The organism is Mesorhizobium sp. M1295 (assembly GCF_040318135.1).
GTDB lineage: Bacteria > Pseudomonadota > Alphaproteobacteria > Rhizobiales > Rhizobiaceae > Mesorhizobium.
The window spans coordinates 347,597-373,591 of record NZ_JAMYLU010000003.1; the positions used below are offsets into that span (position 1 = coordinate 347,597).

Below are 25,995 nucleotides of genomic sequence, written 5' to 3' on the forward strand. Positions count from 1 at the left end.
CGGGGTAACATATGCCGATCTTCATCGATCGCCGACTGAACCCGAAGGACAAAAGCCTCGGCAACCGGCAGCGTTTCCTGCGGCGGGCGCGCGAAGAGTTGAAGCGCACCATCCGCGATCAGATCCGCACCGGCAAGATCGCCGACGTGGACGCCGAGCATGCCGTTTCGATGCCGGCGCGAGGCACCGGCGAGCCGAGCTTCAACGATGCCCGGAACAGCGGCAGCCGCCAGCACGTCCTGCCCGGCAACAAGCATTTTGCCCCAGGCGACCGGCTGCCCAAGCCGGGCCAGGGCGGCGGCATGGGATCCGCCCCGGGGAGAACCGAATCGGAGGACGATTTCCGTTTCGTGCTGTCGCGCGAAGAGGTGCTCGACCTCTTCTTCGAAGACCTCGAACTGCCTGATATGGTCAAGCTCAACCTCAAGGAGATCCTCGCCTTCAAGCCGCGCCGGGCCGGCTTCGCCGCGACCGGCTCGCCGACCAACATCAATGTCGGACGCACGATGCGCAACAGCCATGGCCGCCGCATAGCGCTCAGGCGTCCCAAGCAGGAGGCGGTCGACGCTGTCGCGCAGGAGATCGCGACGCTGGAGGCCAAGCCGCAAAACGCCGAGATGCGGCAGCGCATCGTGGCGCTGCAGGAAGAGCTTGAGCGGCTGGAGCGCCGCCGCAAGCGGATCGCCTTTGTCGATCCGGTCGATATCCGCTTCAACCGCTTCGACGCCCAGCCGGTGCCGAACGCCAATGCGGTGATGTTCTGCCTGATGGACGTGTCCGGTTCGATGGGCGAACGCGAGAAGGATCTGGCCAAGCGCTTCTTCGTGCTGCTGCACCTGTTCCTGAAGCGGCGCTATGACCGGACCGAGGTCGTCTTCATCCGCCACACGCACGAGGCGCAGGAGGTGGACGAGGAAACCTTCTTCTACAACACCCAGAGCGGCGGCACGGTGGTTTCCACGGCGCTCGAGGAGATGCACCGCATCGTCGAGCAACGCTATCCCAGCCGCGAATGGAACATCTATGTCGCCCAGGCCTCGGACGGCGACAATTTCGTCACCGATTCCGAGCGCTGCATCGCCCTTCTCGACGAACAGATCATGCGGCTTTGCCAGTATTTTGCCTATGTCGAGATCCTCGACGAGCGTGAGAGCCACATCTTCGGCGCTACCGACAACGGCACGTCGCTGTGGCGTGCCTACAGTGCGGTCAAGCTGAGATGGTCGAACTTCCAGATGAGCCGCATCGCCACGGCGGCCGACATCTACCCGGTTTTCCGCCAACTCTTCGCCAGACAGCCGGGTTATCAAAAGAGCGGTGAAAGAGGGGGCTGATGGCGAGCAAATCCGGGTTGCTGTTTTCCGGTTCCGACTGGGATTTCAGGACGCTGTCGCGCGCCTACGAGACCATCGAGGCGGTCGCCACCGAAGAGCTCCACCTCGACGTTTATCCGGTGCAGATGGAGATCATCTCGTCCGAACAGATGCTCGACGCCTATTCCTCTGTCGGCATGCCGCTGATGTACCGGCATTGGTCGTTCGGCAAGCACTACCTCTACCAGGAATTGCTCTACCGCAAAGGTGGGCGAGGGCTGGCCTACGAACTCGTCATCAATTCCAATCCCTGCATCGTCTATCTGATGGAGGAAAACACCATGGCCCTGCAGGCGCTGGTGACGGCGCACGCGGCGCTCGGCCATAACCATTTCTTCAAGAACAATTATCTTTTCCGGCAGTGGACGGACGCCGGCGCCATCCTCAGCTATCTCGACTTTGCCAAGGGCTATATTGCCCGCTGCGAAGAGCGGCACGGCGTCGATGCGGTGGAAGAGATCCTCGATGCCGCACATGCGCTGATGGAACAGGGCGTGTTCAGATATCACCGGCCGCCGAAGCTGTCGTCGGAAAAGCAGCGCGAGGGGATTCGCGAGCGCCTGGAATACGAGGAACGTTCCTACAACGATCTGTGGCGCACGCTGCCGCCTTCCAAGGACGGCACCAAGGTCCGCGAAACGGATACCATGACGGAGCGCAAGAAATCGCTCAAGCTGCCCGAGGAGAACCTGCTTTATTTCCTGGAGAAGAACAGCCTGATCCTGGAACCGTGGCAGCGTGAGGTCATCCGGATCGTCCGCGTGATCGCGCAGTATTTCTATCCCCAGCGGCAAACGCAGGTGATGAACGAGGGCTGCGCCACCTTCGTGCATTACACGCTGATGAACCTTTTGTTCGACCGCGGCCTGATCGGCGAAGGTGCCATGCTGGAAATCCTGCGCAACCATTCGAACGTGATCTTCCAGCCAGGGTTCGACGATACGCGCTTTTCCGGTATCAATCCTTACGCGCTGGGTCTCGACATGATGCAGGACATCCAGCGCATCTCGACCGCGCCGACGGCTGAGGACCGCGACTGGTTTCCCGATATCGCCGGCAATGGCGACTGGCGCCAGACCTTGCTGGACGCCTGGGCCAACCATCGCGACGAGTCCTTCATCCGCCAGTATCTGAGCCCTACCCTGATACGGAAATGGCGGTTCTTTGTCCTTGCCGATGCCGCCAACGACCCGCATTACGAAGTCGCCTCGATACACAATGAGCGCGGCTACGAGAGCGTCCGCGCCGCACTCGCCCACAGCTACGACATCGGCGCCAGCCGGCCGGACATCCAGGTGGTGGACGTGGACCTGCTCGGCGACCGGCATCTGCGCCTGCAGCACAAGGTCAAGGACGGCATCGTGCTGGAAGGCGGCAGCCGTGACGCCACGCTGCGCCATATCCGCAAGCTCTGGGGCTACGAGGTCAGCATGGTCGCGGTCGACGCGCAGACCGGCGCCACACTCCACGAACGGTCGACCAGCCAGATCGGGGAATGACCGAACCGGCCTGCAGGGAAGTCGGGTGGCGTCGCCTTTACCGGATCACCAACCACGCTGTGGTCAGGGAGCAGGAACATGCGCGTATTGATGATCGCCGCCTTCTTCTGGTCGCTGTCACGATGGCGCTGTCGCTTGCGCACGCTTTGGAGTTGCCGGGCAAGTTGCGCCTCAAGGAGGCTACCTACAAATCAGTGCAGGCGATCTACTATCCCGGCTTCACGATCGGCGGGTTTGCCGAGATCGGCGGCATCATTGCACTCGCCATCCTGCTCTACCTGACACCTTATCCAAGCGCTCGATTCTGGTGGACCTTGGCGGCGCTTGTCTTCCTGCTGGCGGAACATGCGACCTATTGGTTGGTCACGCATCCCGTCAATAATTTCTGGGTGCAAGACGTTGCCATGCCGCAATCAGCCGCGACGTTTTTTTCAATGTTTTCTCGAAAGCAGACCGGCGACTGGAGAGATTTGCGCAACGTCTGGGAGACTTCGCATGTCGCCAGGGCAGGCCTGGCGATGCTGAGCCTCGTCTCAATTGCTGTCGCCGCGACATTTTTTGCTGAATAGCGCCGAGGGGATCAAGACGGCGCCCTCGTCCGCCAATTTGCGGCCACGAACGCTGCATCCGTCAGATCGGGGAACGGGAACCGGCGCCATACTGTCTTAACGTTAAGCGATCCCGCCGTTTCAGCGGTCGGCGCGATGCTTGTTGTGGGCGCTTTCCTGGTGCTCGCCGCGGATGATGTTGCGGTCGTCGGGATCGGCAATGTCCTTGGGGTCCGATCTGAGCTCGGCACCGCGCCGGAACGCCTCGCGCTCTTGCCTGGTCTTTTTCAAATCCGCTTCCGCGTCGAAATCCTTGCCAGCGTTTTTCGTGTTCTCGCGCTCTTCGATGATGCGCAATTGCTGCTCATGAGTCTTCTTTCCGGCCATTGGTGACGTCCTTCTTTCGATTTTCCGCTTCCCCCAGGGTCCAAATTCGCTACAGCCCGAAAGGATAGGTCTCGGGAAGGCCTGTCCCCGCATGTTCCGGCCCAAGCGGCGTCACGGCACTGGTTTCATCGAACCAGACGAAAGCATCGAACTGGCGGGCGAGCGAGGCATCCGCATAGTGGCTGTGCAACTCGGTCTCCGGCCGGTAGATAACGCCGATAAAGCGTTCCAGCCGGCGCTCCAGAAGCCGTTGGCGCAGCGTGTCGTCGCGCTCGAAATCGAGCAGGAAAGGCGAGACGCCGCTGTCATGGCAAAGCCGCTCATAGCTGTCGTTGTGGGAAGGACGAACCGGTTTCACTTCCATGTCGCCGTCCCAGTCGGTGGCGGCGGCCACCGTCCCGGAATGCGTGCTGAGCCCAATCAAAGCAACCTCGTCGCCAAAACGCTGGCGGCAGAGCTGGCCGATGTTCACTTCGTCCCTGACGATCCCCATCTCGGTATAGCGGGCATCGCCGATATGGGAATTATGTGCCCACACCACCGCCTTGGCGGCCGGGCCGCGGGCCTGCAGCAGGTGCTCCAGTGTTTCGAACATGTGGGTGTCGCGCAGGTTCCAGGACTGCGCGCCGCCGTAATACATGGTGCGGTAATAGCGTTCGGCGGAGGCGACCAGGCGGGCGTTTTGGGTGGCGTCGAGGAAATCGATGCCGTCCTGCTGCGCATAGTCGAGCTCTCTGGAAAGCAGTTCCCGGCATTGCTCGAGCACGGCCTTCTCGCATTTCTGGTAGCCGGAGGTGAGTGCGACACGGCCATAGGTGGCCGGGTCGTTCTGCCACGGCGTCAGGCAGCCATAGCGCTCGCGTGCGATCCTTGCCGCCTGCGGATCGATCCGGTCGAGATATTGCAAGACCGCCGCGATCGACCCGCCCATATTGTAGATGTCGAGGCCATAGAACCCGGCCCGCCGGGAGGATATCCTGATCCGCTCATTATGCTCTCGCATCCAGTCGACGAACGCCGCGACGTCGGTGTTGCGCCACATCCAGGTGGGAAAGCGCTGGAACGGCGGATCGGCGCCCGGCCGCGGTGGCCGGTGACGGACGTAGCGGTCGATCGCCGCGGCATCGGGCCAGTCGGCCTCGACCGCGACGATGGTGAAGCCATGCTTCTCGATCAGCCTGCGAGTGATCGCGGCGCGCGCGCGGTAGAACTCCGACGTGCCGTGGCTGGCTTCGCCGAGCAAGACGACGCGGCGGTCGGCAAACCGGTCGAACAGCGCACCGAAGGCGGGATCGTCGAAATCCGGAAGCGGTTCGGCGGCGGTCGCTATCATCTGCGGCAGGCTGCTTCTGCGCTGATGCCGGTGCGGAAGATCGGCCGCTATTTGGCTGTCGCTGCCTGGCTCGCCCCAGCCTTGCTCGCCGATCAGTGGAACAAACCGCACGCCGCCGAAATCCTCCTCGGTGTAAGTTGCTGCGCCAGTCCGGGTGACTTTGAGCAGGCGCTGCGAGTCGAATTCGTCGCCGACCGGGATGATAAGCCGGCCGGCGACGTCGAGCTGTTCTTGCAGGGCGAGCGGTGCGCCGGGCCCGGCGGCCGCAACCAGGATCGCATCGAAGGGTGCCGCCTCGGGCCAGCCCTTGGTGCCGTCGCCGGTGCGGACTTCGATATTGTCGTAGCCAAGCTTTTTAAACCGCTGCCTTGCCGTTTCAGCCAACGCGGCGTGGCGCTCGATCGTGTAGACGCGTTCGACGATCCGGCTCATTACGGCAGCCGCATAGCCCGAGCCGGTGCCAACCTCGAGGACGTGGTCACCGGCTCCGATCTCCGCCATTTCGATCATCAACGCAACGATGTAGGGCTGCGATATCGTCTGACCTTCGGCGATCGGCAGCGGCCCGTCCTCATAGGCAAATTCTTCAAAACCAGGCTCGACGAAAGCCTCGCGCGGCACCTCGCGCATCGCCTGAAGGACATTGCGGTCGCGAATGCCACGGCGGCTTAAGTGAATGTCGACCATTTGGTTGCGGGCATGGGAGAGATCGAGCATTTTTCTGCTCCTCCTATGGGCCTCCGCCACAATCGCCCAAGCTGCTCAAACGGCACTTTGGCCGGTCCATGTCCCAGGGCCTCGGCAGTCCGCCTGGATTCATACAATGCGGTGCACCTTCCTAACCGTTGGCAAGCCCCGAGGTTCCCCAAAGACCGACCCGCTTTTGTCGGGCTCGCCAGGTTGCAGGATCGGCAAGCGGCGCTGGCGGCCGCCCAAACTTATTTCGAGGCAAATCCTTTCTCCGGCGCGACGCCACCCCAGATAACGACGGACGAGGGTATTCCGGAGGCATTTCTATGAACGACGAGGCCCGCACCACTGCGCAAACAACCGGCCTTGACCAGATCGATGTGATGGACCGCTACTGGCGCGCCGCGAACTACATTTCGGTTGGCCAGATCTATCTGCTCGACAATCCGCTCTTGCGCGAGCCTTTGCTGCCCGAGCACATCAAGCCGCGGCTGCTCGGCCATTGGGGCACGACACCCGGCCTCAATTTCATCTATGTGCATCTGAACCGGATCATCCGTGAACGTGGTCTCGATGTTCTGTTCATCTGCGGTCCGGGTCACGGCGGCCCGGCAATGGTCGCGAACACCTGGCTCGAGGGGACCTACAGCGAGATCTATCCCGAGGTCGGCAAGGACGAAGACGGCTTGCGAAAGCTGTTCCGGCAGTTCTCGTTTCCCGGCGGAGTGCCGAGCCACGCGGCTCCGGAGACGCCCGGCTCGATCCACGAAGGCGGAGAGCTCGGTTATGCACTGGTCCATGCCTTCGGCGCCGCCTTCGACAATCCGAACCTTGTGGTCGCCTGCGTCGTCGGCGACGGCGAAGCCGAGACCGGTCCGCTCGCCGCGGCCTGGCATTCCAACAAGTTCCTGAACCCGGCATCCGACGGCGCCGTCCTGCCGATCCTGCATCTCAATGGCTACAAGATCGCCAGCCCGACGATCCTCGGCCGCATGGAAGACGAGGCGTTGCGCAGCCTGTTCCTCGGCTATGGCTACGAAACCTTCTTCGTCGAAGGTCATGAACCTGCTGCGATGCATCGGGAGATGGCCCGCACGCTCGATACCGTGCTCGACCGGATCCACTCCATCCAGGAGCCTGCACGAGCCGCGGGCTGGAAGGGAGAGCGGCCGCTGTGGCCGATGATCGTGCTGCGCAGCCCAAAGGGCTGGACTGGGCCGAAAGAGGTCGACGGTAAGAAGGTCGAGGATTTCTGGCGTTCGCACCAGGTACCGGTATCGAACGCACGCGGCGATGCGGCGCACCGCCAGATCCTCGAAGACTGGATGCGCAGTTACGAGCCGGAAAAACTGTTCGATAAAGGCGGCCATCTCCTGGCGGAGCTCGCGGCGCTGGCACCTACGGGGTCACGACGCATGGGCGCAATCCCCTACGCCAATGGCGGCCTGCTGAAACAGGACCTCGTGCTTCCCGACTGGAAAGGCCTGGCGCTCGACGTACCGCGTCCGGGCGGCACTGTGGGAGAGGCGACGCGCACGGTCGGAAGCTATCTTCGCGACGTGGTCCGCTTGAACGCCGAGGCCAGGAATTTCCGGCTGATGGGACCGGACGAGACATCCTCCAACCGCCTCGACGACGTGTTCGAGGTTACGGACCGCGTCTGGATGGAGCGGATCGAGCCCTACGACGTCCATCTTTCCCGTGACGGCCGCGTCATGGAAGTGCTCAGTGAACATCTTTGCCAAGGCTGGCTGGAGGGCTATCTGCTGACCGGCCGCCATGGCCTGTTCTCGTGCTACGAGGCGTTCGTCCACATTGTCGATTCCATGGTCAACCAGCACGCCAAATGGCTGAAGACCTCCGGCGAACTTGCCTGGCGCAAGCCGGTCGCCTCGCTCAACTACCTGCTGACCTCGCATGTCTGGCGGCAGGATCACAATGGTTTCAGCCATCAGGACCCGGGCTTTGCCGATTTCGTCGCCAACAAGAAGGCCGACACGGTCAGGCTCTATTTCCCGCCCGACGCCAACACGCTGCTGTGGATCACCGACCATTGCCTGAAAACCTACAACCGCATCAACGTCATCGTCGCCGGCAAGCAGCCGGCGCCGCAATGGCTGTCCGCCGAAGACGCGGAAGCGCACTGCAAGGCCGGTGCCGGCATCTGGGAATGGGCCGGGACGGTTGCCAAGGGCGAAGATCCGGATGTGGTTCTCGCTTGCGCCGGCGACGTGCCGACGCTGGAGACGCTTGCCGCAGCCGACATCCTGCGCTCAGGCATTCCGGACCTGCAGATCCGCGTCGTCAATGTCGTCGACCTGATGATTTTGCAGTCGAATTCCGAGCATCCGCATGGCTTTGCCGACGACAGATTCGACGCGCTGTTCACCAAAGCCAAGCCGGTCATCTTCGCCTATCACGGCTACCCCTATCTCATTCACCGCCTGACCTACCGGCGCGCCAACCACGACAACATGCATGTGCATGGCTTTCGCGAGGAAGGCACGACGACGACGCCGTTCGATATGGTGGTGCTCAACCAGCTCGACCGCTATCATCTGGCGCTCGCCGCGATCGCGCGCGTGCCGGGGCTGGCCGAGCGGGCGAAGGATCTTGCCGCGGCGCTGCATGGGAAATTGGCTGAGCACACGGCCTATGTCCGCGAACATGGCGAGGACATGCCCGAGATCCAGAAATGGTCCTGGCCACAGGACAGCGCGACGAGGGCCGGCGATTGATGCGACGATCGATCCTTGCGTTGAATGCCGGCTCGTCGAGCATCAAGTTCCGACTTTACGATCTTGCAGCGTCCGCCGAGCTGGATCTTGCCTCGCGCGGTTCACTGGATCTGGGCGATGCGCCAAGGCTGACCGCGAAAGCCGCCGATGGGGAGCTGCAGTGCGATCGGCCACTTGCCGCAGACGCATCACGCGACATGGGCATCGGCCAGATGCTGCAATGGATCGAGAACGAACTTGGCGGAAGGAAACTGATCGCCGCCGGACATCGCATCGTCCATGGCGGACGCGAGTTCGTCGAACCTGTCCGCCTGATGCCGACAATTATCGAGGCTCTCGACAGGCTGACGCCGCTTGCGCCACTGCACCAGCCGCGCAGCCTCGCGCCGATCCGGGCGCTTGCCGCGTTGCGACCCGACCTGCCGCAGGTCGGATGCTTCGACACGGCCTTCCATCGGACCATCGAGCCTCTGGTCAGCCGTTTCGCGCTGCCGCGCCACTATGAGGCAGACGGCATCCACCGCTACGGCTTTCACGGGCTTTCCTACGAATATGTCGCCGGCCGGCTCAAGCAGATATCGCCCGATCTGGCGGCGAAAAGAACCATCGTCGCCCATCTCGGCAACGGGGCGAGCCTGTGCGCCATGCGCGACGGGCGAAGCGTCGATACGACGATGGGCTTTTCGGCGCTTGACGGCCTGGTCATGGGCACACGCTGCGGCGCCATCGATCCGGGCGTGCTTTTGTACCTGCTATTGGAAAGAGGGATTTCGGGAGAGGCGCTGCAAGACATGCTCTACGAGGAATCCGGCCTGCTCGGCGTGTCCGGCATTTCCGGCGACATGCGCACGCTGGAAGCCAGCGACGACCGCCGGGCGCGCGAAGCGGTGGAGCTTTTCGCCTTCCGCGCCGCCAGGGAGATTGCCGCCCTCGCCAACACGCTGGGCGGGTTCGAATGCCTGGTGTTCACCGGCGGCATCGGCGAGCACTCGGCTCCGGCCCGCAAAGCGATTTGCGACAGGCTTGGCTGGCTCGGCGTGGCGATCGACGAGGCAGCCAACAGCTCCCATGCCGCGCTGATGAGCCAGGCGGAGAGCAAGGTCGAAGTCCGCGTCGTGGCGACCGACGAAGAAGGTGTCATCGCCCGCCACACGCGCAAGGTGATGGAGGGGCCCGGCTGATGCGGATGGCCTCGAATGACCCCGCTTGCGGCAGCCCTGCTCGTGCGGCTACGAAGCGAGCGCGGCCGATCTGTTGAAGACGATGGTCACTCGCGTTCCTTTGCCGGGGGTCGAGTCCACCTCGAACCGGGCTTTGGCGTTCTCGGTCAGCGATTGCGCGATCAACGCTCCGAGCTTGCCGGGTTTCGGCCAGGTCTCGCCTTCGGGCAGGCCGATGCCGTCATCGGCGACAACGATGCGAAAGCCGTCGCCGTCGACAACACTGCGCAGCGTGATTGTCCCGCCTTCGCGACCCAGAAAGGCGTGTTTCAGCGCGTTCGTCAAAAGCTCGTTGACCACCAGGCCGGTTGGCATCGCCACGTTGATGGACACGGGATAGGTGTCGACCTTCATATCCAGCCGGATGCCTTGCACGGCGTGCGACGTCATCACTGCGGAAGCGATCTGGCTGAGATAGACGCCGAGGTCAACTTCGGCCTTCTGTTCGTCGGCCGACAGCGCCTGATAAAGAATTGCGAGTGCATCGACGCGGCCGGCGAGACGCTCGAAGCGTTTCTGATCGGGTGACGCCGCGCTGCGGGCCTCCAACCTGATGAGAGCCGTGATCATCTGGAGATTGTTTTTCATCCGATGCTGCAATTCGCGCAGCAGCATGTCCTTTTCACGGATGCGTTGTTCGAAGGCCTCGCTGTCGCTTGCCTTGTGCGCGGTGACATCGACAAGGGCGACCAGTCGAAAGGACCGTCGCCCGCGCTCGTCCTCGATCAGGTTCGAATAAACGTCGACCATGACCGGCTCTGTGCCGGCACGTTGCATCCTGAAAGTCCCCGCGCGATCGATATCCTCGACGATGGCCCGGGCCAGCGGCCGGTCCTTGTATTCGCCCAAGCCTTGTCCGCTCAGCGCAGCCCAGTTGCGGCGCTCCAGCTCTGCGACGGAAACGCCTGACAGTTTCTGGAACTCGGAATTGACGTAAACAACACGTTCATCGCCGCCCAAATCGGAAATTGCGATCGCAATCGGCAGCTGGTCGAGGAACCTTTTATAACTGTCACTGTCCAGGGCGCCCGCCAGGTCGAGGTTGTCGAGCAATTGCTGGAGCTGCTCGGTTTTTTCGGCTTCGGCGGACATTCCAGGCTTTCGATGTTTCGGGTAGGACCATGGTCAATATCAGGTCGCTCGCCAACTGCGAAGTCCGCTCATTGCCACCGCGCGGCTAGGCATGGCGGAGAACCGAGACCGTGGTTGAGAAGCGCCTGAAGGCTCAGTTCGAATGGCTCTGCTCGACCAGATGGTATCTGTACCGGTCACGAATATGCTCGTTGAAGAACCGGCCCTTTGACGAGGCTTTGCGGAATGCCGCGTGGACCTGCGGCGGCACGTCCTCGTAATCATAGCGGTTTCCGCTCGGGACGAACCATACGGAGAGTACCCTCGTCGCCGGCTGGTAATCGATGTTCCTGATTGCAGTTGAAGGCATCCTCGACAGGTCCAATGCTCGGCAGTGCTCCATTCCATGCCGTCGTGTGAATAACCCTGCACGGAGAGCGAGGTTCCTTGCTGCCGAAGCAGCCTTGCCGCTACGGGGCGGCTTCACCAAATACGGTTGATGCCATCGCCCAAGACATCGGCTGCAGCCCGCCAGGGCGATCTCTTTGCCGCCACCGACGACCGGCCGGAAGGATTCCGCTACCGGCCCGAACTGATCACGCCGGACGAAGAAGCAGCGTTGGCGAGCCAGCTCGCAAGCCAGCCATTTCAGGCTTTCGACTTTCATGGCCATCTGGCAAACCGGCGGATAGTCGGCTTCGGGCTGCGCTACGACTACGACCGGCGCGCAGTCGTCGAGGCACCGCCGATACCCGGCTTTCTGCTGCCGCTCAGGGAAAAGGTTGCAGCCTTTGCCCGCCTGCCCGCCGAGACCTTCGTGCAGGTTCTGATCAATGAGTACCGGCCGGGCGCCGGTATCGGTTGGCACCGCGACAAGCCTCACTTCGAGGCGGTCGCCGGCGTTTCCCTGCTGGCCGCGTGCAGCTTTCGCCTGCGCCGGAAAAACGGCACGCGATGGGACCGCAAGACGGTCACCGTCGAGCCAAGATCGGCCTATCTGATGACGGGCGCCGCGCGCAGTGAATGGGAGCACAGCATCCCGCCGGTTGCCGAGCACCGCTATTCGATCACGTTGCGCACGCTGCGGCCGCAACGCGCTTAAAGCAGAGCGGTGAGGAAGCCCAAGCACTGCCCTTAAGAACTGGGCTGAAACAAATTCATCCGTCGCCATGCCGACTGGCAAAGTCCGCCAACATGGCGCGCTGGCCTTTCAGGATCTTATGGTTGGCTTCAGGCAGGGAGAACCAGCCCGCTCTGTCGACTTCGGCGAATTCCTTCATCGAGCCGGACCTTGGCGGCCATTCCATGACGAAGGTGTTGCTGCTGATGGCGTCGCTGTCGAAATCCGCCTCGACGCACCATGCGATGACGAGCTTGCCGCCCGGCTGCCGGTAGCTGCCAAGGTGTTCGAAACCTCCATCGATGGCGACGCCGAGTTCCTCTTCGGCCTCGCGTTTTGCCGCCGCTAGCTCGTCCTCGTTCTCGTCGATCAAGCCCTTCGGGATCGACCATGCGCCGTCGTCCTTCTTCGCCCAGAATGGGCCGCCCGGATGCACCAGCAAGACCTGGAAATGTCCTTCGCTTCGGCGAAAGATCAGCAACCCTGCGCTGCGTTTGGCCATTGCGCTATTCCCCTGACGAAAATGAAACGAACGTTCTCGTCCGGGCGGGCCTATGGAATAGCCTGCCACGGCGGAACGATTTCCGCTCGCAGCCGTTCCGTCCGTTCGGCAAATGAGTGATCGACATGGCGACGCCACGAGCTGCCTGGAAGGGCTTTATGAAAGTCGGATCTGTTTCCTGTGGCGTCAAGATCATCGGCGCCGTCAGCGAGGCCGAGAAAGTGCATTTCAGGATCCTGAACCGCAAGGACGGTCTTCCGGTCAAGAGCGCCTATATAGACGAGGAGACCGGCGACACGGTCGAGGCGGCCGAGCAGGTAAAGGGCTACGAGGTCGAAAAGGGCGAGTTCATCCGCATTGAGCCGGACGAAATCAAGAAACTGAAGATGGTATCGCAGCATACGCTCGAGATCGGCGAGTTCGTGCCTGCCGCCGAAATCGACGCACGCTACCTCGAAAAACCCTACTATCTCGTTCCGGCCGACGCGCCCTCCACGGAGGCTTTCGCGGTGATCCGGGACGCCATGGCCAGGAAAAAGGTAGCAGCCCGCTCCTGCGTCGTGCTCTACCAGCGAGGCCGAGAGGTGCTGATCCAACCGCTGGGCAAGGGCATGGTAATGACGGAATTACGCAACCACAATGAAGTGGTCGCGGCGGACGCGGTGTTCGAAGGGCTGAAGGATCGCAAGGTCGATCCGGAGATGCAGGAAATCGCGCAATTGCTGATCGACAAGAAGCCGGCCAAATTCGACCCGTCGAAGTTCGAAGATACTTATGAACAGGCGCTGGTTGCGATGATCGAAGCCAAGCGCAAGGGCAAGAAACCGCCCAAGCCGGCACCCGAGCCGAGGACGAACGTCGTCAATCTCGCCGATGTTCTGCGCAAGAGCCTGGCGCAAGAAGGCGGCAAGGCTCCGAGCAAAGGTCCGGGAACGGCCGCGAAACGCAAATCAGCCTGAATGTCCGAAAGCAGACCGAACGGAACCGAAAACGCTCGCGCGCATTTAGATGACGAAGCAATCCGTCGGCAAGCCAAGCGGAGCGGGGGACTGGTGGACGTCGTTGAACTAAAGACTGGCGGAATCCCGCAAGTTTCCTCCGCCGATCTGATGCAGGCGTTGCCTGTGGCCGTCTACACCACCGACAGACAAGGCTACATCACCTTCTTCAACGAAGCCGCTGCCGATCTTTGGGGATATCGTCCGGTTATCGGCCAGGACCGCTGGTGCGGGTCATGGAAGCTTCGCCACCTCGACGGGCGACCGATGGCGCACGACGAATGTCCGATGGCCGTTGCCTTGCTGGAAGAGCGGGACGTTCGTGGGGGCCGGGCGATCGTCGAGCGGCCGGACGGCCAGTTCATCCCGTTCAGCGCGCACCCGGCCCTGCTTCGCGATGCGACCGGCGAGGTCGTCGGCGCCATCAACACCTTGCTCGACCTCCGCACCCAGGCGCTGGCTGACGACGTCGGCATAAGGCTCGCTGCCATCGTCGAATCCTCGATGGACGCGATCGTGTCGAAAGACCTGAACGGCATTATCACCAGCTGGAACGACGCCGCACAACGCCTGTTCGGCTACACGCCCGCCGAGGCGATCGGCCGCCCGGTGACGATCCTCATCCCGCCCGACCACGTGGATGAGGAAGCCATGATTATCAGCCGCATTCGCGCCGGCGAACGGATTCCCTCATACGAGACTATCCGGCAGCGCAAGGATGGCACCCTGGTACCGGTTTCGCTCACCATCTCGCCGATACGCGACGGCATCGGGCGTATCATCGGCGCCTCCAAGATCGCGCGCGACATCAGCCCCCACAAGGAAAGCGAACGGCGCATCCGCACACTCATGCGCGAAGTCAACCATCGCGTTAAAAACCAGTATTCGGTGATCGTCTCGATGATCCGCGAGACCAGCAAGCTGGCGGGTACGCCAGAGGCCTTCCTTTCACGGGTCCGGGAACGCATCATGGCGCTTTCGGAATCGCACGACCTCCTGGTCGATGCGGAATGGCGTGGCGCGACCATCGGCGAATTGATCCATGCCCAGACCAAGGCCTTCGCGACACAGGCCCGGCTGTCGATGAGCGGGCCGATGATCATGCTGCAGCCGAACGCCGTGCAATATCTCGGCATTGCCTTTCACGAGCTGGCCACCAATTCGGTAAAGCACGGAGCGCTGTCGCGCCATGACGGACGGGTCGAGGTCGAATGGACCGTGATGCCAGCCGCCGATGGCAGCGACGGCTTCCGCCTTGTCTGGCGGGAACTGGACGGGCCATTGGTGGATGAAAACACGCGACGCGGTTTCGGAACGGTTGTGCTCAAACGCGTCACGCCGCAGGCGCTCAGCGGCACCGGACGCCTGGAATTCGACAGGAGCGGCATCACCTGGACGCTGGAGGCGCCGCTGCACTTCGTGCAGATGTCGATGACTGGCATCGCGGCTGATTGAAGGCCGCTACACCGGCCGCGGCTTGGCGGCCGTGTGGCAACGCAATCCCTGTGGAGGCAATCAGGAGGAGCAACGATGAGTTGGCTGGGCACCTGGCGGAACCAGTACGGGTCGGTGGTCGAAATAACCGGCGAAGAAGGCGGACGGATCAGCGGAACCTTCAGGACGGCGCTGGAGGACAGCGCCTTCTTCGGCATGACGGTGCCGCTGTTCGGTGCCTGCCATGGAGACGTCATGGGCTTCACCTGCGCGGCCGAAGGGCGGGTCGGAGCCGCAGCGGTGAGCTATACCGGCATCCTCAGGAACGGGAAGCTGGAGATGCTGTGGCACACTGTTGCCGATGCCGCTTTGTCGGCGGAAAAGGAAGGGGCGCCGGCCCGAGCCAGGAAACTCCCCGCCTGGCGCGCCTTTGGAACCAGCCTCGACAGTTTTGAACGCGTCTCCTGACGTGTCGCGCCTGCTGCGGCGGCATTCAGCACGCAAGTGAGGGAGCAGGGCGTCCCGTTGTGCATCGGAACTCGCGCTGACTATGGCGCGTTGGTGCGCCAGGAATGCGCTGTTCGTTACGGGGTCGATCCGATGAGCGTGCTGTATCGCGCGGCAAAAATCGCCGAACAGGCCCATGCCGCACAGGCGGACAAGACTGGAAGGCCTTATATCGAACATTGCCGCCGGGTCGTCGATGCCGTCGAAACGCTCGACCAGAAAGCCATCGCCTATCTTCACGACGTCATCGAAAAAGGCGACGGCTGGAACCGCGACCGGCTTGAGGCGGCCGGGTTTGGACCGTCCATCGTATCTGCCGTCGATGCCATGACGCGGCGGCCGAACGAGGACGATGCCGCCTTCGTTCGCAGGGCCGCGGCTAACCCGCTGGCATTGCCGGTCAAGCGCGCCGATCTCGCCGACAATCTATGGCAGGCACGGCAGATCGGTGCCTCGACGGCGAAATACGAAGACGGCCTGCGCATCCTCAAGGAAGAGTTCCCGAGCTGACGGACAGCTGGCGGCTGTCGCCGATGTGGGTCTACTCGGTGACGTGCGGCGTGTGCCGCTTGTCTTCCGCGGGATCGGCGTCGATCCGCGCCCTGCCGGGATCGAACGCACCATGGCGGGCGATCGCCAATGCCGGGGTGTCGGGCGTCTCGTAGGCCCACATGAAGTCTTCTGCCGACGAACCGACCGCATGAACACGCCAATAGCTTGCCGTGCCCTTCAGCGGGCCGTGGCTCGTCGTGTTCGTCTTCTCCAAGAGGTCGAAATAGATGTCCTCGAAGGGTATGTAGAAAACAGGATCATGGCCGTCTTCATAGAGCACCTTTGCCCGCTCGCTCGACGCAATAATGGCATCGGAGAACCGGACGGTCACGGTTCCATCAAACGGGACAATCCTGAGCGGGCCTGGGCGGGGGGCGGAATCTGCGGCTAAGGACTGCATTCGACTTCTCCGTTGACTGCGCTGCCTTCCCGAAACGTGTTGTTGCCCGTCTGAGTTCCAGACCGCGGGCGCGCCGAGGCCGGTGGTGGAACGGTTTTGCAAGGTCGTCGTTGTTTCAGACCTCCGCACGCGCCATAATCGCAATGGCCGCCACTCACCGACTCAACCGCAAATGGATCACATGCTGGATCGATCGCCTACCCTTCCAAGGTCGCTTGGCGCTGCGCTGCGAAGGGAAGTGCCGCGGTTTACGGTACCCGGCAATGAAATTTCGTGCACCACGGTCGCATCCTACAATGTGCATAAATGCGTCGGCACCGACGGCAGGTTCGATCCGGAGCGGGTCGCAGCCGTGGTCAAGGAACTCGACGCCGATATCATTGCTTTGCAGGAGGCCGACGAAAGAACCGGAAGCAGGCAGGGACTGCTGGATCTCGCAGCGCTCGAGCGGGACAGCGACCTCGTCCCCACCCATGTCCCGGAAAACCGCCGCAGCCATGGCTGGCACGGAAATCTGATCCTGGCGCGACGCGGCGTGGTCGAAAGCGTGAACCAGATCCGGCTGCCCGGCCTCGAGCCGCGCGGCGCGGTTATCGCGGACCTGGAGCTGAAGGGCGTCTCGCTCAGGATCATAGCCGCGCATTTCGGCTTGCTGCGGCGCTCGCGCTCGCAGCAAGCCAACGCGCTTGTCGAAGCCACGCACCCGGTTCTGCGGCCGACAATCTTGCTCGGCGATCTCAACGAGTGGCGCGTCCGCAACAGGTCTTCGCTGCTGGCCCTGCTGCCGCATTTCGGTCCGATCGATGCGGTTCTGCCGAGCTTTCCGTCGCGCTTTCCGCTGTTTGCGCTCGACCGCATCCTGGCCAGGCCGCCGCACCTCATTTCCAGCATCGAGGTGCACAAGACGCCGCTGGCGCAGCGCGCCTCCGACCATCTGCCCATCAAGGCCCGCCTGAACCTGGACGCGATAAGGCAGCCGCGACTGCAACCAGAATGAACCTGAAGGGTTGTTAGTCAGATTTTCAGATCGTTTGCTTCGCTGACGTTCGCCGGTGCATTTCATGGATACAGCCATTTCGCGGTTTGCCCAGGACAAGATCGCGGCCGGTAATAGCGGACTGCTGCTGATCGCCGACAATTATGACGCGTTTGCCGCGCGAATCCTTGCCGCGCGCAGTGCTACCAGCAGCCTCGACCTGATGTACTATCTCTGGCACGACGACCATAGCGGCCGGCTGCTTATGCAGGAGGTCGTCAAGGCGGCGGAGCGCGGTGTCCGCGTCCGCCTGCTGCTGGACGATATCAATCCGCGCAACAGCGACGCCGCTTACCTGGCGCTCAACAGCTACAAGAACATCGAGCTGAGGCTATTCAACCCCAGCGGCATGAGGAACGGCAGCATCTTTCGCTCGCTGGAGATGGTCGCCCGGCTGTTTGCGATGACCCGCCGCATGCACAACAAGGCCTGGATCGCCGACGAGAGCCTGGCCATCGTCGGAGGAAGAAACATCGGCGATGCCTATTTCGACGCTGCGGAGACGAATTTTCGTGATCTCGACCTGTTGCTTCTCGGTCCTGCCGTAGGGCAGACGATGCAGATCTTCGAGGCGTTCTGGAATTGCGAGGCGGCAAAGCCGATCCAACTGCTCAATCCGGCTACGGCGGGCTCGCGCGCCGATTTCCTCGACAATCTCGATGCGACCGCGGACGGCCAGCTTTTGAACAGCCTGCGTGCCTGGCGCACGATCACGGAGTTCATTGTAGCGCACAGCGACGTCTGCTGGACGAAAGGCGTTCGCGTCATTTCCGATCCGCCGGAAAAGGTGCGCGGCAAGAGGCGCAGGAACTGGCTGACAAAGGAGCTGCTTCCCGCTATCGCGGCGACCAGGCAGCGCCTCGAAATTGTCTCGCCCTATTTCATCCCCAGCCGCACCGGGTTGGCCATCCTGTCGAAGCTGGTGGACCGTGGCGCCGAGGTTGCAATCCTGACCAACTCGCTCGCCGCGACGGACGTCGCCGCCGTGCACGGCGCCTATGCCAAATACCGCCGCAAGCTGCTTAAAAAGGGTATCCAGCTTTTCGAATTGCAGCCATTCGACCGCCAGGCCAACATCTCCGTTTTCGGCTCAAAGGGAGCCAGCCTCCACACCAAGGCCTTCACGGTCGACGACACGTTGGGGTTTGTCGGTTCCTTCAATTTCGATCCGCGTTCGGTGTCGTTGAATGCGGAAATGGGCGTGCTTTTCCATGATACCAATCTGGTGATGGAGTTGCGCCGGCGGTTCGAGCGCGAAAAGTCGGCGCAGACGAGCTACCAGCTGGTCTTGGACAAAGGCGCCTTGCGGTGGCTCGGCATGGCGGATGGCGAGATGCGGCAATACTCGCATGAACCCGAGGCCAGTCTCTATCGGCGCATCGTTGCAGCGCTGGTTGGATGCCTGCCTATCGAATCGCAATTGTAGAGGCGACGGATTTGCCGGAACGCAACTCTTTGCTGGAACGGAACTCCGGGATGACGAGTTGTAACCGTTGTCCGGAGCATGCCGATGAAGACCACGATATACAGTTTTCTTGCCGAGCTCTTGCCATTCTGGATGGCGCATAAACGCAAAATGCGCGCCGACCGTGTCGCTGAGCGGCCGACACGATCTGCCGCAGATGACGATGTTCGGCCGTCCGGCGACCCGAATCGCGCAACACCGGCGCGACGGCGCAACGCGTCTTAGGGCGGGATGCCTTCAAATTACATCCCGCTCCAACTGTCTGGTTAGCCGCATTTCTGCGACGCCAAATGATTTCCCTGGCTGCAAAGCTCTAGCTCCTTGGCGATCACGCTATTGTCAAGTATCGCTATTCGAAATCCGGCGTTGCCAAGCATCCATTTTGCAGCACGTACGTTAATGGCACTACAGTTTGCCGCTACAGGTGAGCCCCATGAGTGATAGTGCGATAGAATTCTTGCAGGACTGGATTCACGAAAACGTTCATGTGCCGCCGCCTCCGATCAGGCTTGAAAGAGAGGCGGAAATCCTCGCCAGGGAATGCGAGGAAGAGGCGGCCGACGCCGGCGTACCCATCGAAGACATCGAGGAAGAGGTTGGCGACCTCAAGGATCTGCTCGTCGCCAAGCTTGAAGACGCAGCCGAGGACGAGGCCCGGCATCTGAATGGCGATGGCCAAAGGGCTTCCATGCCCGCGGCCGAGCAAAAGCCGTCCGTGCAAAGCCGTTCCGGAGCCGCTGTAAGGGTATGAACGAGGTGCGCCGCTTCGGCCTATTGTCCGATCAGCGTCAGCCCGAACAGGATCATCAGCCAAAGCCCGGCAGCAGCGACCGCAAGACGCGGCAGGACGCCGGCGCTGGGCAGATGCATGAACAGGATGGCGATGACGGCAGCCTTGGCCGCGGCGATCGTCAGGTTGAGTGCCGAATTGAAGGCGCCAAGCGCCAGGAAGGACGAGCCGACAGTCAGGGCCAGCAAGGCCAGAAGCCCGACATAGGCAAGCGTGAGTTTGCGGAACTCGCTCATCTGTTGATCAGATAGAGGACGGGGAACAGGAAGACCCAGACGATATCGACGAAATGCCAATAGAGGCCGATTGCCTGCACGCGGCGGAACCGGCTGGCCTCGATCGTGCGCGGCCACAGAGCGAGGATGCCGCCGATGACGATTACGCCGCAAATCAGATGCAAGGCATGCAGTGAGGTCATCGCGAAATAGAGGCCGAAGAAGAATTCGGCATGGACAGGATCCGGGCCCTTATAGATGAAAGGCGCGCCGAGCACCGGCGCCAGCCCTTCGCCGAATTCCCTGGCGTACTCCGTCGCCTTGATCGCCAGGAAGACGACGCCGAGCAGCGCCGTCGCAGCCAATGCCCGGCCGGCGGCGCGCCATCGCCGCGCGGCCGTGTACATATGGGCGAGCGCCATGGCGAAACTGCTGGTGATCAGGACGACGGTATTGGCCGTGCCCAGTGGCAGCGACAGATGCTTCGCCGCGCCGGCGAAGGCGTCGCCATAACTCAACCGGGCAAACATGAAGACGAGCAGGATGGCGCCGAACAGCATCGCCTCGGAGCCGATGAACACCCACATGGCAAAGCTGGCGGCTGCCGTTTCGCGAGCCGGCCGGTCGAAGGCGATGCTTGTCATCGGTGACTTCAAACCAGATCCTCCACCGGGTCCGACCGTTTCTCGGTCAGGCCTTTCATCGGATAATCGTAGGCTGGCCTGGTGACGGTCGGCATGCGATCGAAATTATGCGCCGGAGGCGGCGAGCTTGTTTGCCATTCGAGCCCGGTGGCTCGCCATGGATTATCCGGCGCCCGCGCGCCTCGAAACAGCGACCACGCCAAATAGAGGAGCGGCATCAGATAGCCGATCGCCAGCACCACGGCGCCTGCCGACGACAGGATGTGCCAGAAAGCGAATTCCGGCGGATAGGTATGGTAGCGCCGCGGCATGCCCAAAAAGCCGAGCACATATTGCGGAAAAAAGGTCAGGTTGAAGCCGATGAAGGTCACAGCCGCGGCTATACGGCCCCAAATCTCCGAATACATGCGGCCGGTGAGCTTCGGCCACCAGAAATGCAGCCCGGCCATGTAGGCGGTCACCATGCCGCCGACCATGATGTAGTGGAAATGGGCGACGACGAAATAGGTGTCGTGAACGTGGACGTCGACGGCGAGGGCGGCAAGGAAAAGGCCGGCCAGCCCGCCAAAAGTGAATAGCGCCAGGAAGAACAGGGCATAAAGCATCGGCGTCTCGAAGCTGATTTCGCCCTTGCGCAGCGTCAGGCTCCAGTTGAACACCTTTATCGCCGATGGGATCGCGACGCAGAAGGACAGGAACGAAAACACCACGCCGGCATAGGCCGACTGCCCGCTGACGAACATGTGGTGGCCCCAGACGAGAAAGCCGAAGACGGCGATCGCCATTGAAGCCAGGGCGACGGCCTTGTAGCCAAACAGTGGCCGGCGGCTGAAGCACGGCAGCACTTCCGAGACCACCCCCATGCCCGGCAGGATCATGATGTAGACGGCGGGGTGCGAGTAGAACCAGAACAGATGCTGGAACAACAGCGGATCGCCGCCGAGGTCGGGATTGAAGATGCCGATGCCGAAGACGCGCTCCAGCACGATGAGGATCAGCGATGCTGCAAGCACCGGCGTTGCCAGCACCATCACCAGGCTGGTGGCGTACAGCGTCCAGACGAAGATCGGCAGCCGGAACCAGGTGAGGCCGGGCGCCCGCAAGGTGTGGACGGTAACGATGAAATTGATGCCGGTCATGATTGTCGAAAAGCCGACGATGAAAACGCCAAATGCCGCGGTCGAGACAAAGCCGTTGGCATAGAGCGTCGACAGCGGCGTGTAGAAGGTCCAGCCGGTGTCGACGCCGCCCAAAAGCACCGAGGCGAGCGCGAACAGGCTGCCGAACATGAAGACATACCAGCTGGCCAGGTTGAGGCGGGGAAAGGCAAGATCGCGCGCGCCGATCATCAGCGGCAACAGGAAATTGCCGAGCGTCGCCGGGATCGACGGCACCAGAAAGAACCATACCATGATGATGCCGTGCAGCGAAAACAGCCGGTCGTAGACATCGTCGGAGACCAGGTCGCCGGCCGGCGTCGCAAGCTCGATGCGCATCAGCACGGCAAACGCACCGCCGAGGAAGAAGAAGGCCGTCAGCGAGACGAGATAGAGCCACGCTACCCGTTTGTGGTCGGTTGTCAGCAGCCAGGCGCGCGGCCAGGCACCCTCACTGAGATAGTTTGCCGGCGCCAAATCGCGATTCATTGCGGCGCCTCGCTGTTTGCCGCCGGGAACGAGGGAAATTGGAACGAACGCGACTTGAGATAGGCCATCAGCATCTGCAACTCGGCTTCATCGACCAGACCGTCGAAGCTCGGCATCACCGGCTGGTAGCCGGCGGCGATTTCCTTGTTCGGGACAAGGATCGAATCGCGCAGATAGCGTTCGTCGGCGATGACCGTCTGCCGGTTCGCCAGCGCCACCGGCCGGCCGAAAATCCCATCGAGGCCGGGCGCCCGCACCTTACTGGAATTGCCATGACAGCCGGAGCAGCCGAGCGCGCGGAACAGTTTCCCGCCGCTCGCGGCGAGGCTTTCGCCTTCATCTTGGCTGCCCAGCCACGACGCATATTGCTCCGGAGCCAGCACCGTTACCCAGCCGCCCATTTCGGAATGCTGGGTGCCGCAATATTCGGCGCAGAACAGATGGTAGCGGCCCGGTTCGGTGGCAATGAACCAGACGTTGGTGGTGCGTCCCGGCACCGCATCCTGCTTCACCCGAAAGGCCGGCACATAGAAGGAGTGGATGACGTCCTGCGATGCCAGCGACACCACCACCGCCTTGCCGACCGGCACGTGCAGCTCGTTGATCTCACGCTGGCCGCCGGAATGGCGGAACTCCCACATCCATTGCTTGCCGAGGCCGGCGATCTCGATAGCGTCCGGCGGCGGATGGTCGCGCCGCACAAACAGGACTGCGCCCCAGCCGAAGAAGATGAAGGCCATCACCAGGCTGGCAATGCTCCATGTCATCTCCAGCGGCAGGCTGCGGGCACGCGCCCCGGTACGGTCGGCGGCGGAGCCGACGCGATATTTGACGGCGTAGCCGACCACGAGAACGGTCAGGAACAGGCCGAGCGCGGCCGCGAAGGCCAGCAATGTATAGAACAACGCATCGATGCTGCTTGCGATCGACGAGGCTTCCGGCGGGAAAAACCGGATACCGAAGCTCACGCCCGCCTCCTGCGCGCCAGCTGCAGTATGGCCGTCGCCAACCCCACCACCATCACGATGCTGGCGAGCTTCAAGGCAGCCCAAATCGCCGGCGTATATTGCCCCTTAGAGGTATCGAAGCCGGCGCAGAGCAGGAAGGCATGATCGGCGATCGAGCCGAGCTTGCCGGAAGATGCCTCGACAAGGGCAAGCTTAAGATCGCGCGGCGTGAAGCTCAGCGCCGGCAGCACCTGCGCTATCCGGCCTTTCGGCGTCAGCGCGATGACGGCGATCGGATGGGCGAACTGGTCGATCCTGGCGCGTGTGTCGAAGCTGATGCCAGCCTCCGCCGCAAGGGCGGCACCGGCGCCGTCGGCACTGGTCAGGAACCGCCATGCCGACAGGTTCCTCGCGTCGGCCACAGCGGCGACGGTGGTTTGCGCATCGCTCGCATCACCGGCCGTGTCGGCGGCATCGATCGAGACGAACAAAGCGCGATAGGTTTCGGGATCGAGCGACGTCTTTTTCAAATCCGAAGCGACCGCCTGTTGGGTCACACCACAAAGGTTCGGGCATTTGTCATAGCCGAAAATCAGCAGCGCCGGCCGGCCCGCAAGCGTTTGGCCGATCGTGCGCTGCACGCCGGATGCATCACGAAACACCCGGTCGAGGCTGAGCTGTGCGCCGATCTCGGGATCGAAGGCCGGGCGTGCGACGGCTGAGGCGGGCAGCACCACGAGGAGGGAAAAAGCGGTTAGCCAAGCCTTCACGGCCGGCCTCCCTGGCCTGGCGCGGTCCGGCAGCGAGCGGCCTGTGGCGCGCGTGGTATCTCGGCCTCGACCAATCCGCAGTCGGCGCCGGCGGCCGCCGGCGGCTGCCCCCAGTTCGGCAAACCGTGGCTGACGATCGCCCACATGGCGTCCTCGATCGGAATGCGAGCAATGCCGGCGGTGCGGTCGACCCAGCCGACTTTGTTCAGTGCCTGCTCCTCCGCCTTGCGGAAGGCGGCTAGGTCGTCTTCCGGAAAGCGCTGCAAGGCGGGACTGGCTCGGTTGCCGGCCGACGATGGCCCCGGCAGCGGCCACAACGGTCTGGTGTCGAAGACGAGCCCGAGGACGATGGCTGATGCCGCCAGGAACAGCAGCAAGCCGGCCGCGAAGGCAAGCAGCGCGCCCGGCCAGATATCGCGCGTTTCGGGATGGCGGGCCGCCCTAGCCATGCGCCGGCCCCCGGCGCCAGAAGCCGATACCGTCCGGCCGGCCAAGCACGAAAAGCAGCAGCGCAAGCCAGAGGCCGCCGGCTCCTGCCAGCGCGGCAAGGTCGCACCAGAACGCTGTCACACCGCCACCGGCAAGCGGCGGTCTGATCCGCCACAGGACATCGACATAATGGCCGGCCAGCACGATGCCGCAGATCGACAGAAGGCCGGCATGGCTGCGCTTTAGATCCCGGCTGAGCAACCCGGCAAAGGGGATCGCGAATTGCAGCGCAATCAGCAGCCAGAGCAGATATTGCCAGCCATTGCTGCTGCGAATGAGGTACCAGCGGATCTCGTTCGGCAGGTCGCCGCCCCAGGTCACCAGCCATTGCATGAACGACAGGTAGGCCCATAGCAGCACGAAGCCGAACAGCATGTTGGCCAAATCCTCGCTCAGCGCGACATCCTCCTCGCCGCCCGGCATGACCTCGATCGAGCGGTTCGCACACAGCACCGTCATTGCCAGAGCGTAAGCGCCGACGACTTCGGCGGATGCTTCCAGCAGCGCATAGATCGTCGAGGAGAACTCCGGCTCGAGCGAGAGCATCCAGTCGATGGCAAAGATCGTCACCGTCAGCCCATGCGCAATCAATCCAGCGGCATAGGCCTTGCCGCGGCCGGCGCTGCCGCGGCCGCTATCGGTCGTTGTCCAGTCGAGCACGCGCCACGCCAGCACCAGCCAGATCGCAGCGCAGGCGGCAAAGCGCAACAAAAAGAACGGAACGTTCAGATAAGAGAATTTCAGGCGCACCGTCTCGGGCAATGCAGCCGCGTCGGCACTCGCCCAGGGAAAGACCAGGTCGAGCCTGGGCAGAACCGGCAGCAGCAGAAGCAGCGCCAGCGGCAGCGTCGTGACCAAGCCGCGTAGCGGCTGGCGGATTGCCTCGCCCCAGCGGCCACCGGTCAGCCCATGCACCATCAGGATGGTCAGCGCACCGAGCGGCAGGCCGAGCAGGAACAGCGCCGCAGGCAGCCAGCCGGCCAACATGGCTCTGAGGTCGAAGGCCAATCCCGCGGCGCAAAGCACAAGTCCGGCGGCGGCCACGGCAAGCGCCGGCAAAATCAAACGTTCGGTGGCAAGCCGCATCATCGATCTGGCTCCGCATTGAGCTCGGCGCGGAGGCTTTCCGGCAGTTCGGCAATTGGCGCCTCGCGCGAATATTGCAGGGCGCGGATATAGGCGACGATCGCCCAGCGGTCGGCAGGCGGGACGCGCGCCGCGTAGGAAAACATGGCGCCATAGCCGTAGCTGATGACCTCATAGAAATGCCCGTCACTCGCCTTGCGCAGCGCGTCCTGATGATAGGTGGGCGGCGCTGGAAAGCCACGCTCGACGACCATGCCGTGGCCGTCGCCGGTGCGGCCGTGGCAAGGCGAACAGAAGATGTCGAAGCGCTGCCGGCCTCGCCGCAGCAGCGTCATGGTGACCGGATAGGGAAACGTGTCCGGCACCGGCGAAAGATCGGCATCGCGTGCGACCGTGTCCTCGGCCGGCGCCCGCGCCGACATGCCGTTGGCGAACTGGTTGCTCTTTTCGAGCGGATCGTAGCGCGGCTGGTCCTCCATGTCCTGCCGGCAGCCGGCGAGCAGCAAGGCTGCCGCCAGCAGACTCGTGCGCATGT

Annotated in this window: 27 protein-coding genes; 13 read left to right on the plus strand and 14 right to left on the minus strand. The window is 62.7% G+C overall.

Annotation, left to right across the window (positions count from 1 at the left end):
- Positions 1-11: 11 nt before the first annotated feature.
- The 3 genes from NKH29_RS07060 to NKH29_RS07070 are packed head-to-tail and all read left to right on the plus strand — an operon-like array spanning position 12 to position 3,441.
- Entirely contained in the window at positions 12-1,334 is a 1,323-nt protein-coding gene (locus NKH29_RS07060) for a YeaH/YhbH family protein (protein ID WP_023720505.1), read from the plus strand.
- Positions 1,334-2,872, plus strand: a complete 1,539-nt coding sequence (locus tag NKH29_RS07065; protein WP_352548030.1) for a SpoVR family protein — start codon at positions 1,334-1,336, stop codon at positions 2,870-2,872. The genes NKH29_RS07060 and NKH29_RS07065 overlap by 1 nt, the downstream gene beginning before the upstream one ends.
- Positions 2,869-3,441 carry a DUF1772 domain-containing protein gene (locus tag NKH29_RS07070; RefSeq protein ID WP_352548028.1) on the plus strand — a complete coding sequence of 191 codons (573 nt, stop codon included), beginning with the start codon at positions 2,869-2,871 and terminating at the stop codon, positions 3,439-3,441. The genes NKH29_RS07065 and NKH29_RS07070 overlap by 4 nt, the downstream gene beginning before the upstream one ends.
- Before the next feature lie 120 nt (positions 3,442-3,561).
- On the opposite strand, the gene NKH29_RS07075 is transcribed toward NKH29_RS07070, so the two are convergent.
- The gene (locus NKH29_RS07075) at positions 3,562-3,807 is read right to left on the minus strand and encodes a hypothetical protein (protein WP_023720508.1); all 246 of its coding nucleotides are present in this window, start codon (positions 3,805-3,807) and stop codon (positions 3,562-3,564) included.
- 49 nt (positions 3,808-3,856) lie between these two features.
- A complete protein-coding gene (locus tag NKH29_RS07080; RefSeq protein ID WP_352481446.1) occupies positions 3,857-5,857 on the minus strand; it encodes a protein-L-isoaspartate(D-aspartate) O-methyltransferase in 2,001 nt (666 codons plus the stop codon).
- 299 nt (positions 5,858-6,156) lie between these two features.
- On the opposite strand from NKH29_RS07080, the gene NKH29_RS07085 reads away from it, so the two are divergent.
- Positions 6,157-8,568: a phosphoketolase family protein gene (locus NKH29_RS07085; protein WP_352481445.1), complete on the plus strand. Its 2,412-nt coding sequence runs from the start codon at positions 6,157-6,159 to the stop codon at positions 8,566-8,568.
- Entirely contained in the window at positions 8,568-9,749 is a 1,182-nt protein-coding gene (locus NKH29_RS07090) for an acetate/propionate family kinase (protein ID WP_023720510.1), read from the plus strand. Before NKH29_RS07085 ends, NKH29_RS07090 begins: the two co-directional genes overlap by 1 nt.
- Before the next feature lie 48 nt (positions 9,750-9,797).
- Here the strand turns inward: NKH29_RS07090 and NKH29_RS07095 are convergent, their stop codons facing one another.
- Complete coding sequence (locus tag NKH29_RS07095) at positions 9,798-10,880, minus strand: sensor histidine kinase (protein WP_023720511.1); 1,083 nt, start codon at positions 10,878-10,880, stop codon at positions 9,798-9,800.
- A 133-nt stretch (positions 10,881-11,013) separates the two neighbouring features.
- Positions 11,014-11,229 carry a KTSC domain-containing protein gene (locus NKH29_RS07100; protein WP_352481443.1) on the minus strand — a complete coding sequence of 72 codons (216 nt, stop codon included), beginning with the start codon at positions 11,227-11,229 and terminating at the stop codon, positions 11,014-11,016.
- Between the two features lie 129 nt (positions 11,230-11,358).
- On the opposite strand from NKH29_RS07100, the gene NKH29_RS07105 reads away from it, so the two are divergent.
- The gene (locus NKH29_RS07105) at positions 11,359-11,961 is read left to right on the plus strand and encodes an alpha-ketoglutarate-dependent dioxygenase AlkB (protein ID WP_352481442.1); all 603 of its coding nucleotides are present in this window, start codon (positions 11,359-11,361) and stop codon (positions 11,959-11,961) included.
- 55 nt (positions 11,962-12,016) lie between these two features.
- On the opposite strand, the gene NKH29_RS07110 is transcribed toward NKH29_RS07105, so the two are convergent.
- Positions 12,017-12,481 (minus strand): NUDIX hydrolase, encoded by a 465-nt coding sequence (locus NKH29_RS07110; RefSeq protein WP_023720514.1) that lies wholly within the window; start codon positions 12,479-12,481, stop codon positions 12,017-12,019.
- A 125-nt stretch (positions 12,482-12,606) separates the two neighbouring features.
- On the opposite strand from NKH29_RS07110, the gene ku reads away from it, so the two are divergent.
- The 4 genes from ku to NKH29_RS07130 all read left to right on the plus strand — a co-directional run bounded on the left by ku (position 12,607) and on the right by NKH29_RS07130 (position 15,930).
- Positions 12,607-13,440, plus strand: a complete 834-nt coding sequence (gene ku, locus NKH29_RS07115) for a non-homologous end joining protein Ku (protein ID WP_352909716.1) — start codon at positions 12,607-12,609, stop codon at positions 13,438-13,440.
- A gap of 93 nt (positions 13,441-13,533) precedes the next feature.
- Entirely contained in the window at positions 13,534-14,934 is a 1,401-nt protein-coding gene (locus NKH29_RS07120) for a PAS domain-containing HWE histidine kinase family protein (protein WP_352999273.1), read from the plus strand.
- Between the two features lie 75 nt (positions 14,935-15,009).
- Entirely contained in the window at positions 15,010-15,381 is a 372-nt protein-coding gene (locus tag NKH29_RS07125) for an avidin/streptavidin family protein (RefSeq protein ID WP_352909710.1), read from the plus strand.
- Positions 15,382-15,513: 132 nt separating this feature from the next.
- On the plus strand, positions 15,514-15,930 hold the full coding sequence (locus tag NKH29_RS07130; RefSeq protein ID WP_023720518.1) for an HD domain-containing protein: 417 nt from the start codon (positions 15,514-15,516) through the stop codon (positions 15,928-15,930).
- A gap of 31 nt (positions 15,931-15,961) precedes the next feature.
- Here the strand turns inward: NKH29_RS07130 and NKH29_RS07135 are convergent, their stop codons facing one another.
- The gene (locus NKH29_RS07135; RefSeq protein WP_352473066.1) at positions 15,962-16,372 is read right to left on the minus strand and encodes a DUF427 domain-containing protein; all 411 of its coding nucleotides are present in this window, start codon (positions 16,370-16,372) and stop codon (positions 15,962-15,964) included.
- A 181-nt stretch (positions 16,373-16,553) separates the two neighbouring features.
- Here NKH29_RS07135 and NKH29_RS07140 point away from each other — a divergent pair, with 181 nt between their 5' ends.
- From NKH29_RS07140 to NKH29_RS07150, 3 genes are all read left to right on the plus strand, one after another.
- Positions 16,554-17,369: an endonuclease/exonuclease/phosphatase family protein gene (locus NKH29_RS07140; RefSeq protein ID WP_502899431.1), complete on the plus strand. Its 816-nt coding sequence runs from the start codon at positions 16,554-16,556 to the stop codon at positions 17,367-17,369.
- Between the two features lie 64 nt (positions 17,370-17,433).
- Positions 17,434-18,834, plus strand: a complete 1,401-nt coding sequence (locus NKH29_RS07145) for a phospholipase D family protein (protein ID WP_352495087.1) — start codon at positions 17,434-17,436, stop codon at positions 18,832-18,834.
- Positions 18,835-19,306: 472 nt separating this feature from the next.
- Positions 19,307-19,624, plus strand: coding sequence for a DUF768 domain-containing protein (locus NKH29_RS07150; protein ID WP_023720522.1), 318 nt, complete (start codon positions 19,307-19,309; stop codon positions 19,622-19,624).
- A gap of 20 nt (positions 19,625-19,644) precedes the next feature.
- Here NKH29_RS07150 and NKH29_RS07155 read toward each other — a convergent pair whose 3' ends face one another.
- Genes NKH29_RS07155 through NKH29_RS07190 form a run of 8 tightly spaced genes read right to left on the minus strand, consistent with a single transcriptional unit; the run spans position 19,645 to position 25,993 of the window.
- Positions 19,645-19,899, minus strand: coding sequence for a cytochrome C oxidase subunit IV family protein (locus NKH29_RS07155; protein ID WP_352791025.1), 255 nt, complete (start codon positions 19,897-19,899; stop codon positions 19,645-19,647).
- Positions 19,896-20,522: a cytochrome c oxidase subunit 3 gene (locus NKH29_RS07160; protein ID WP_352495088.1), complete on the minus strand. Its 627-nt coding sequence runs from the start codon at positions 20,520-20,522 to the stop codon at positions 19,896-19,898. The genes NKH29_RS07155 and NKH29_RS07160 overlap by 4 nt, the downstream gene beginning before the upstream one ends.
- An 8-nt stretch (positions 20,523-20,530) precedes the next feature.
- Positions 20,531-22,168, minus strand: a complete 1,638-nt coding sequence (gene ctaD, locus NKH29_RS07165; protein ID WP_352999274.1) for a cytochrome c oxidase subunit I — start codon at positions 22,166-22,168, stop codon at positions 20,531-20,533.
- Entirely contained in the window at positions 22,165-23,136 is a 972-nt protein-coding gene (gene coxB / locus NKH29_RS07170; protein ID WP_352999276.1) for a cytochrome c oxidase subunit II, read from the minus strand. Before coxB ends, ctaD begins: the two co-directional genes overlap by 4 nt.
- Positions 23,133-23,885, minus strand: a complete 753-nt coding sequence (locus tag NKH29_RS07175) for an SCO family protein (protein WP_352481433.1) — start codon at positions 23,883-23,885, stop codon at positions 23,133-23,135. Before NKH29_RS07175 ends, coxB begins: the two co-directional genes overlap by 4 nt.
- Positions 23,882-24,334 (minus strand): hypothetical protein, encoded by a 453-nt coding sequence (locus NKH29_RS07180; RefSeq protein ID WP_023720528.1) that lies wholly within the window; start codon positions 24,332-24,334, stop codon positions 23,882-23,884. Before NKH29_RS07180 ends, NKH29_RS07175 begins: the two co-directional genes overlap by 4 nt.
- Positions 24,327-25,463: a hypothetical protein gene (locus NKH29_RS07185; protein ID WP_352481432.1), complete on the minus strand. Its 1,137-nt coding sequence runs from the start codon at positions 25,461-25,463 to the stop codon at positions 24,327-24,329. The genes NKH29_RS07180 and NKH29_RS07185 overlap by 8 nt, the downstream gene beginning before the upstream one ends.
- Positions 25,460-25,993 (minus strand): c-type cytochrome, encoded by a 534-nt coding sequence (locus tag NKH29_RS07190; RefSeq protein ID WP_352495090.1) that lies wholly within the window; start codon positions 25,991-25,993, stop codon positions 25,460-25,462. The genes NKH29_RS07185 and NKH29_RS07190 overlap by 4 nt, the downstream gene beginning before the upstream one ends.
- Positions 25,994-25,995 lie beyond the last annotated feature (2 nt).

Coding starts and splice junctions, on each gene's coding strand:
- NKH29_RS07090 (WP_023720510.1), top strand. CDS start 8,568: ATGCGACGATCGATCCTTGCGTTGAATGCCGGCTCGTCGAGCATCAAG.
- ku (WP_352909716.1), top strand. CDS start 12,607: ATGGCGACGCCACGAGCTGCCTGGAAGGGCTTTATGAAAGTCGGATCT.
- NKH29_RS07160 (WP_352495088.1), bottom strand. CDS start 20,522: ATGACAAGCATCGCCTTCGACCGGCCGGCTCGCGAAACGGCAGCCGCC.
- NKH29_RS07105 (WP_352481442.1), top strand. CDS start 11,359: ATGCCATCGCCCAAGACATCGGCTGCAGCCCGCCAGGGCGATCTCTTT.
- ctaD (WP_352999274.1), bottom strand. CDS start 22,168: ATGAATCGCGATTTGGCGCCGGCAAACTATCTCAGTGAGGGTGCCTGG.
- NKH29_RS07125 (WP_352909710.1), top strand. CDS start 15,010: ATGAGTTGGCTGGGCACCTGGCGGAACCAGTACGGGTCGGTGGTCGAA.
- NKH29_RS07140 (WP_502899431.1), top strand. CDS start 16,554: ATGCTGGATCGATCGCCTACCCTTCCAAGGTCGCTTGGCGCTGCGCTG.
- NKH29_RS07080 (WP_352481446.1), bottom strand. CDS start 5,857: ATGCTCGATCTCTCCCATGCCCGCAACCAAATGGTCGACATTCACTTA.
- NKH29_RS07180 (WP_023720528.1), bottom strand. CDS start 24,334: ATGGCTAGGGCGGCCCGCCATCCCGAAACGCGCGATATCTGGCCGGGC.
- NKH29_RS07150 (WP_023720522.1), top strand. CDS start 19,307: ATGAGTGATAGTGCGATAGAATTCTTGCAGGACTGGATTCACGAAAAC.
- NKH29_RS07145 (WP_352495087.1), top strand. CDS start 17,434: ATGGATACAGCCATTTCGCGGTTTGCCCAGGACAAGATCGCGGCCGGT.
- NKH29_RS07155 (WP_352791025.1), bottom strand. CDS start 19,899: ATGAGCGAGTTCCGCAAACTCACGCTTGCCTATGTCGGGCTTCTGGCC.
- NKH29_RS07060 (WP_023720505.1), top strand. CDS start 12: ATGCCGATCTTCATCGATCGCCGACTGAACCCGAAGGACAAAAGCCTC.
- NKH29_RS07135 (WP_352473066.1), bottom strand. CDS start 16,372: ATGCAGTCCTTAGCCGCAGATTCCGCCCCCCGCCCAGGCCCGCTCAGG.
- NKH29_RS07075 (WP_023720508.1), bottom strand. CDS start 3,807: ATGGCCGGAAAGAAGACTCATGAGCAGCAATTGCGCATCATCGAAGAG.
- NKH29_RS07070 (WP_352548028.1), top strand. CDS start 2,869: ATGACCGAACCGGCCTGCAGGGAAGTCGGGTGGCGTCGCCTTTACCGG.
- NKH29_RS07110 (WP_023720514.1), bottom strand. CDS start 12,481: ATGGCCAAACGCAGCGCAGGGTTGCTGATCTTTCGCCGAAGCGAAGGA.
- NKH29_RS07185 (WP_352481432.1), bottom strand. CDS start 25,463: ATGATGCGGCTTGCCACCGAACGTTTGATTTTGCCGGCGCTTGCCGTG.
- NKH29_RS07065 (WP_352548030.1), top strand. CDS start 1,334: ATGGCGAGCAAATCCGGGTTGCTGTTTTCCGGTTCCGACTGGGATTTC.
- NKH29_RS07100 (WP_352481443.1), bottom strand. CDS start 11,229: ATGCCTTCAACTGCAATCAGGAACATCGATTACCAGCCGGCGACGAGG.
- NKH29_RS07130 (WP_023720518.1), top strand. CDS start 15,514: ATGAGCGTGCTGTATCGCGCGGCAAAAATCGCCGAACAGGCCCATGCC.
- NKH29_RS07190 (WP_352495090.1), bottom strand. CDS start 25,993: ATGCGCACGAGTCTGCTGGCGGCAGCCTTGCTGCTCGCCGGCTGCCGG.
- NKH29_RS07095 (WP_023720511.1), bottom strand. CDS start 10,880: ATGTCCGCCGAAGCCGAAAAAACCGAGCAGCTCCAGCAATTGCTCGAC.
- NKH29_RS07085 (WP_352481445.1), top strand. CDS start 6,157: ATGAACGACGAGGCCCGCACCACTGCGCAAACAACCGGCCTTGACCAG.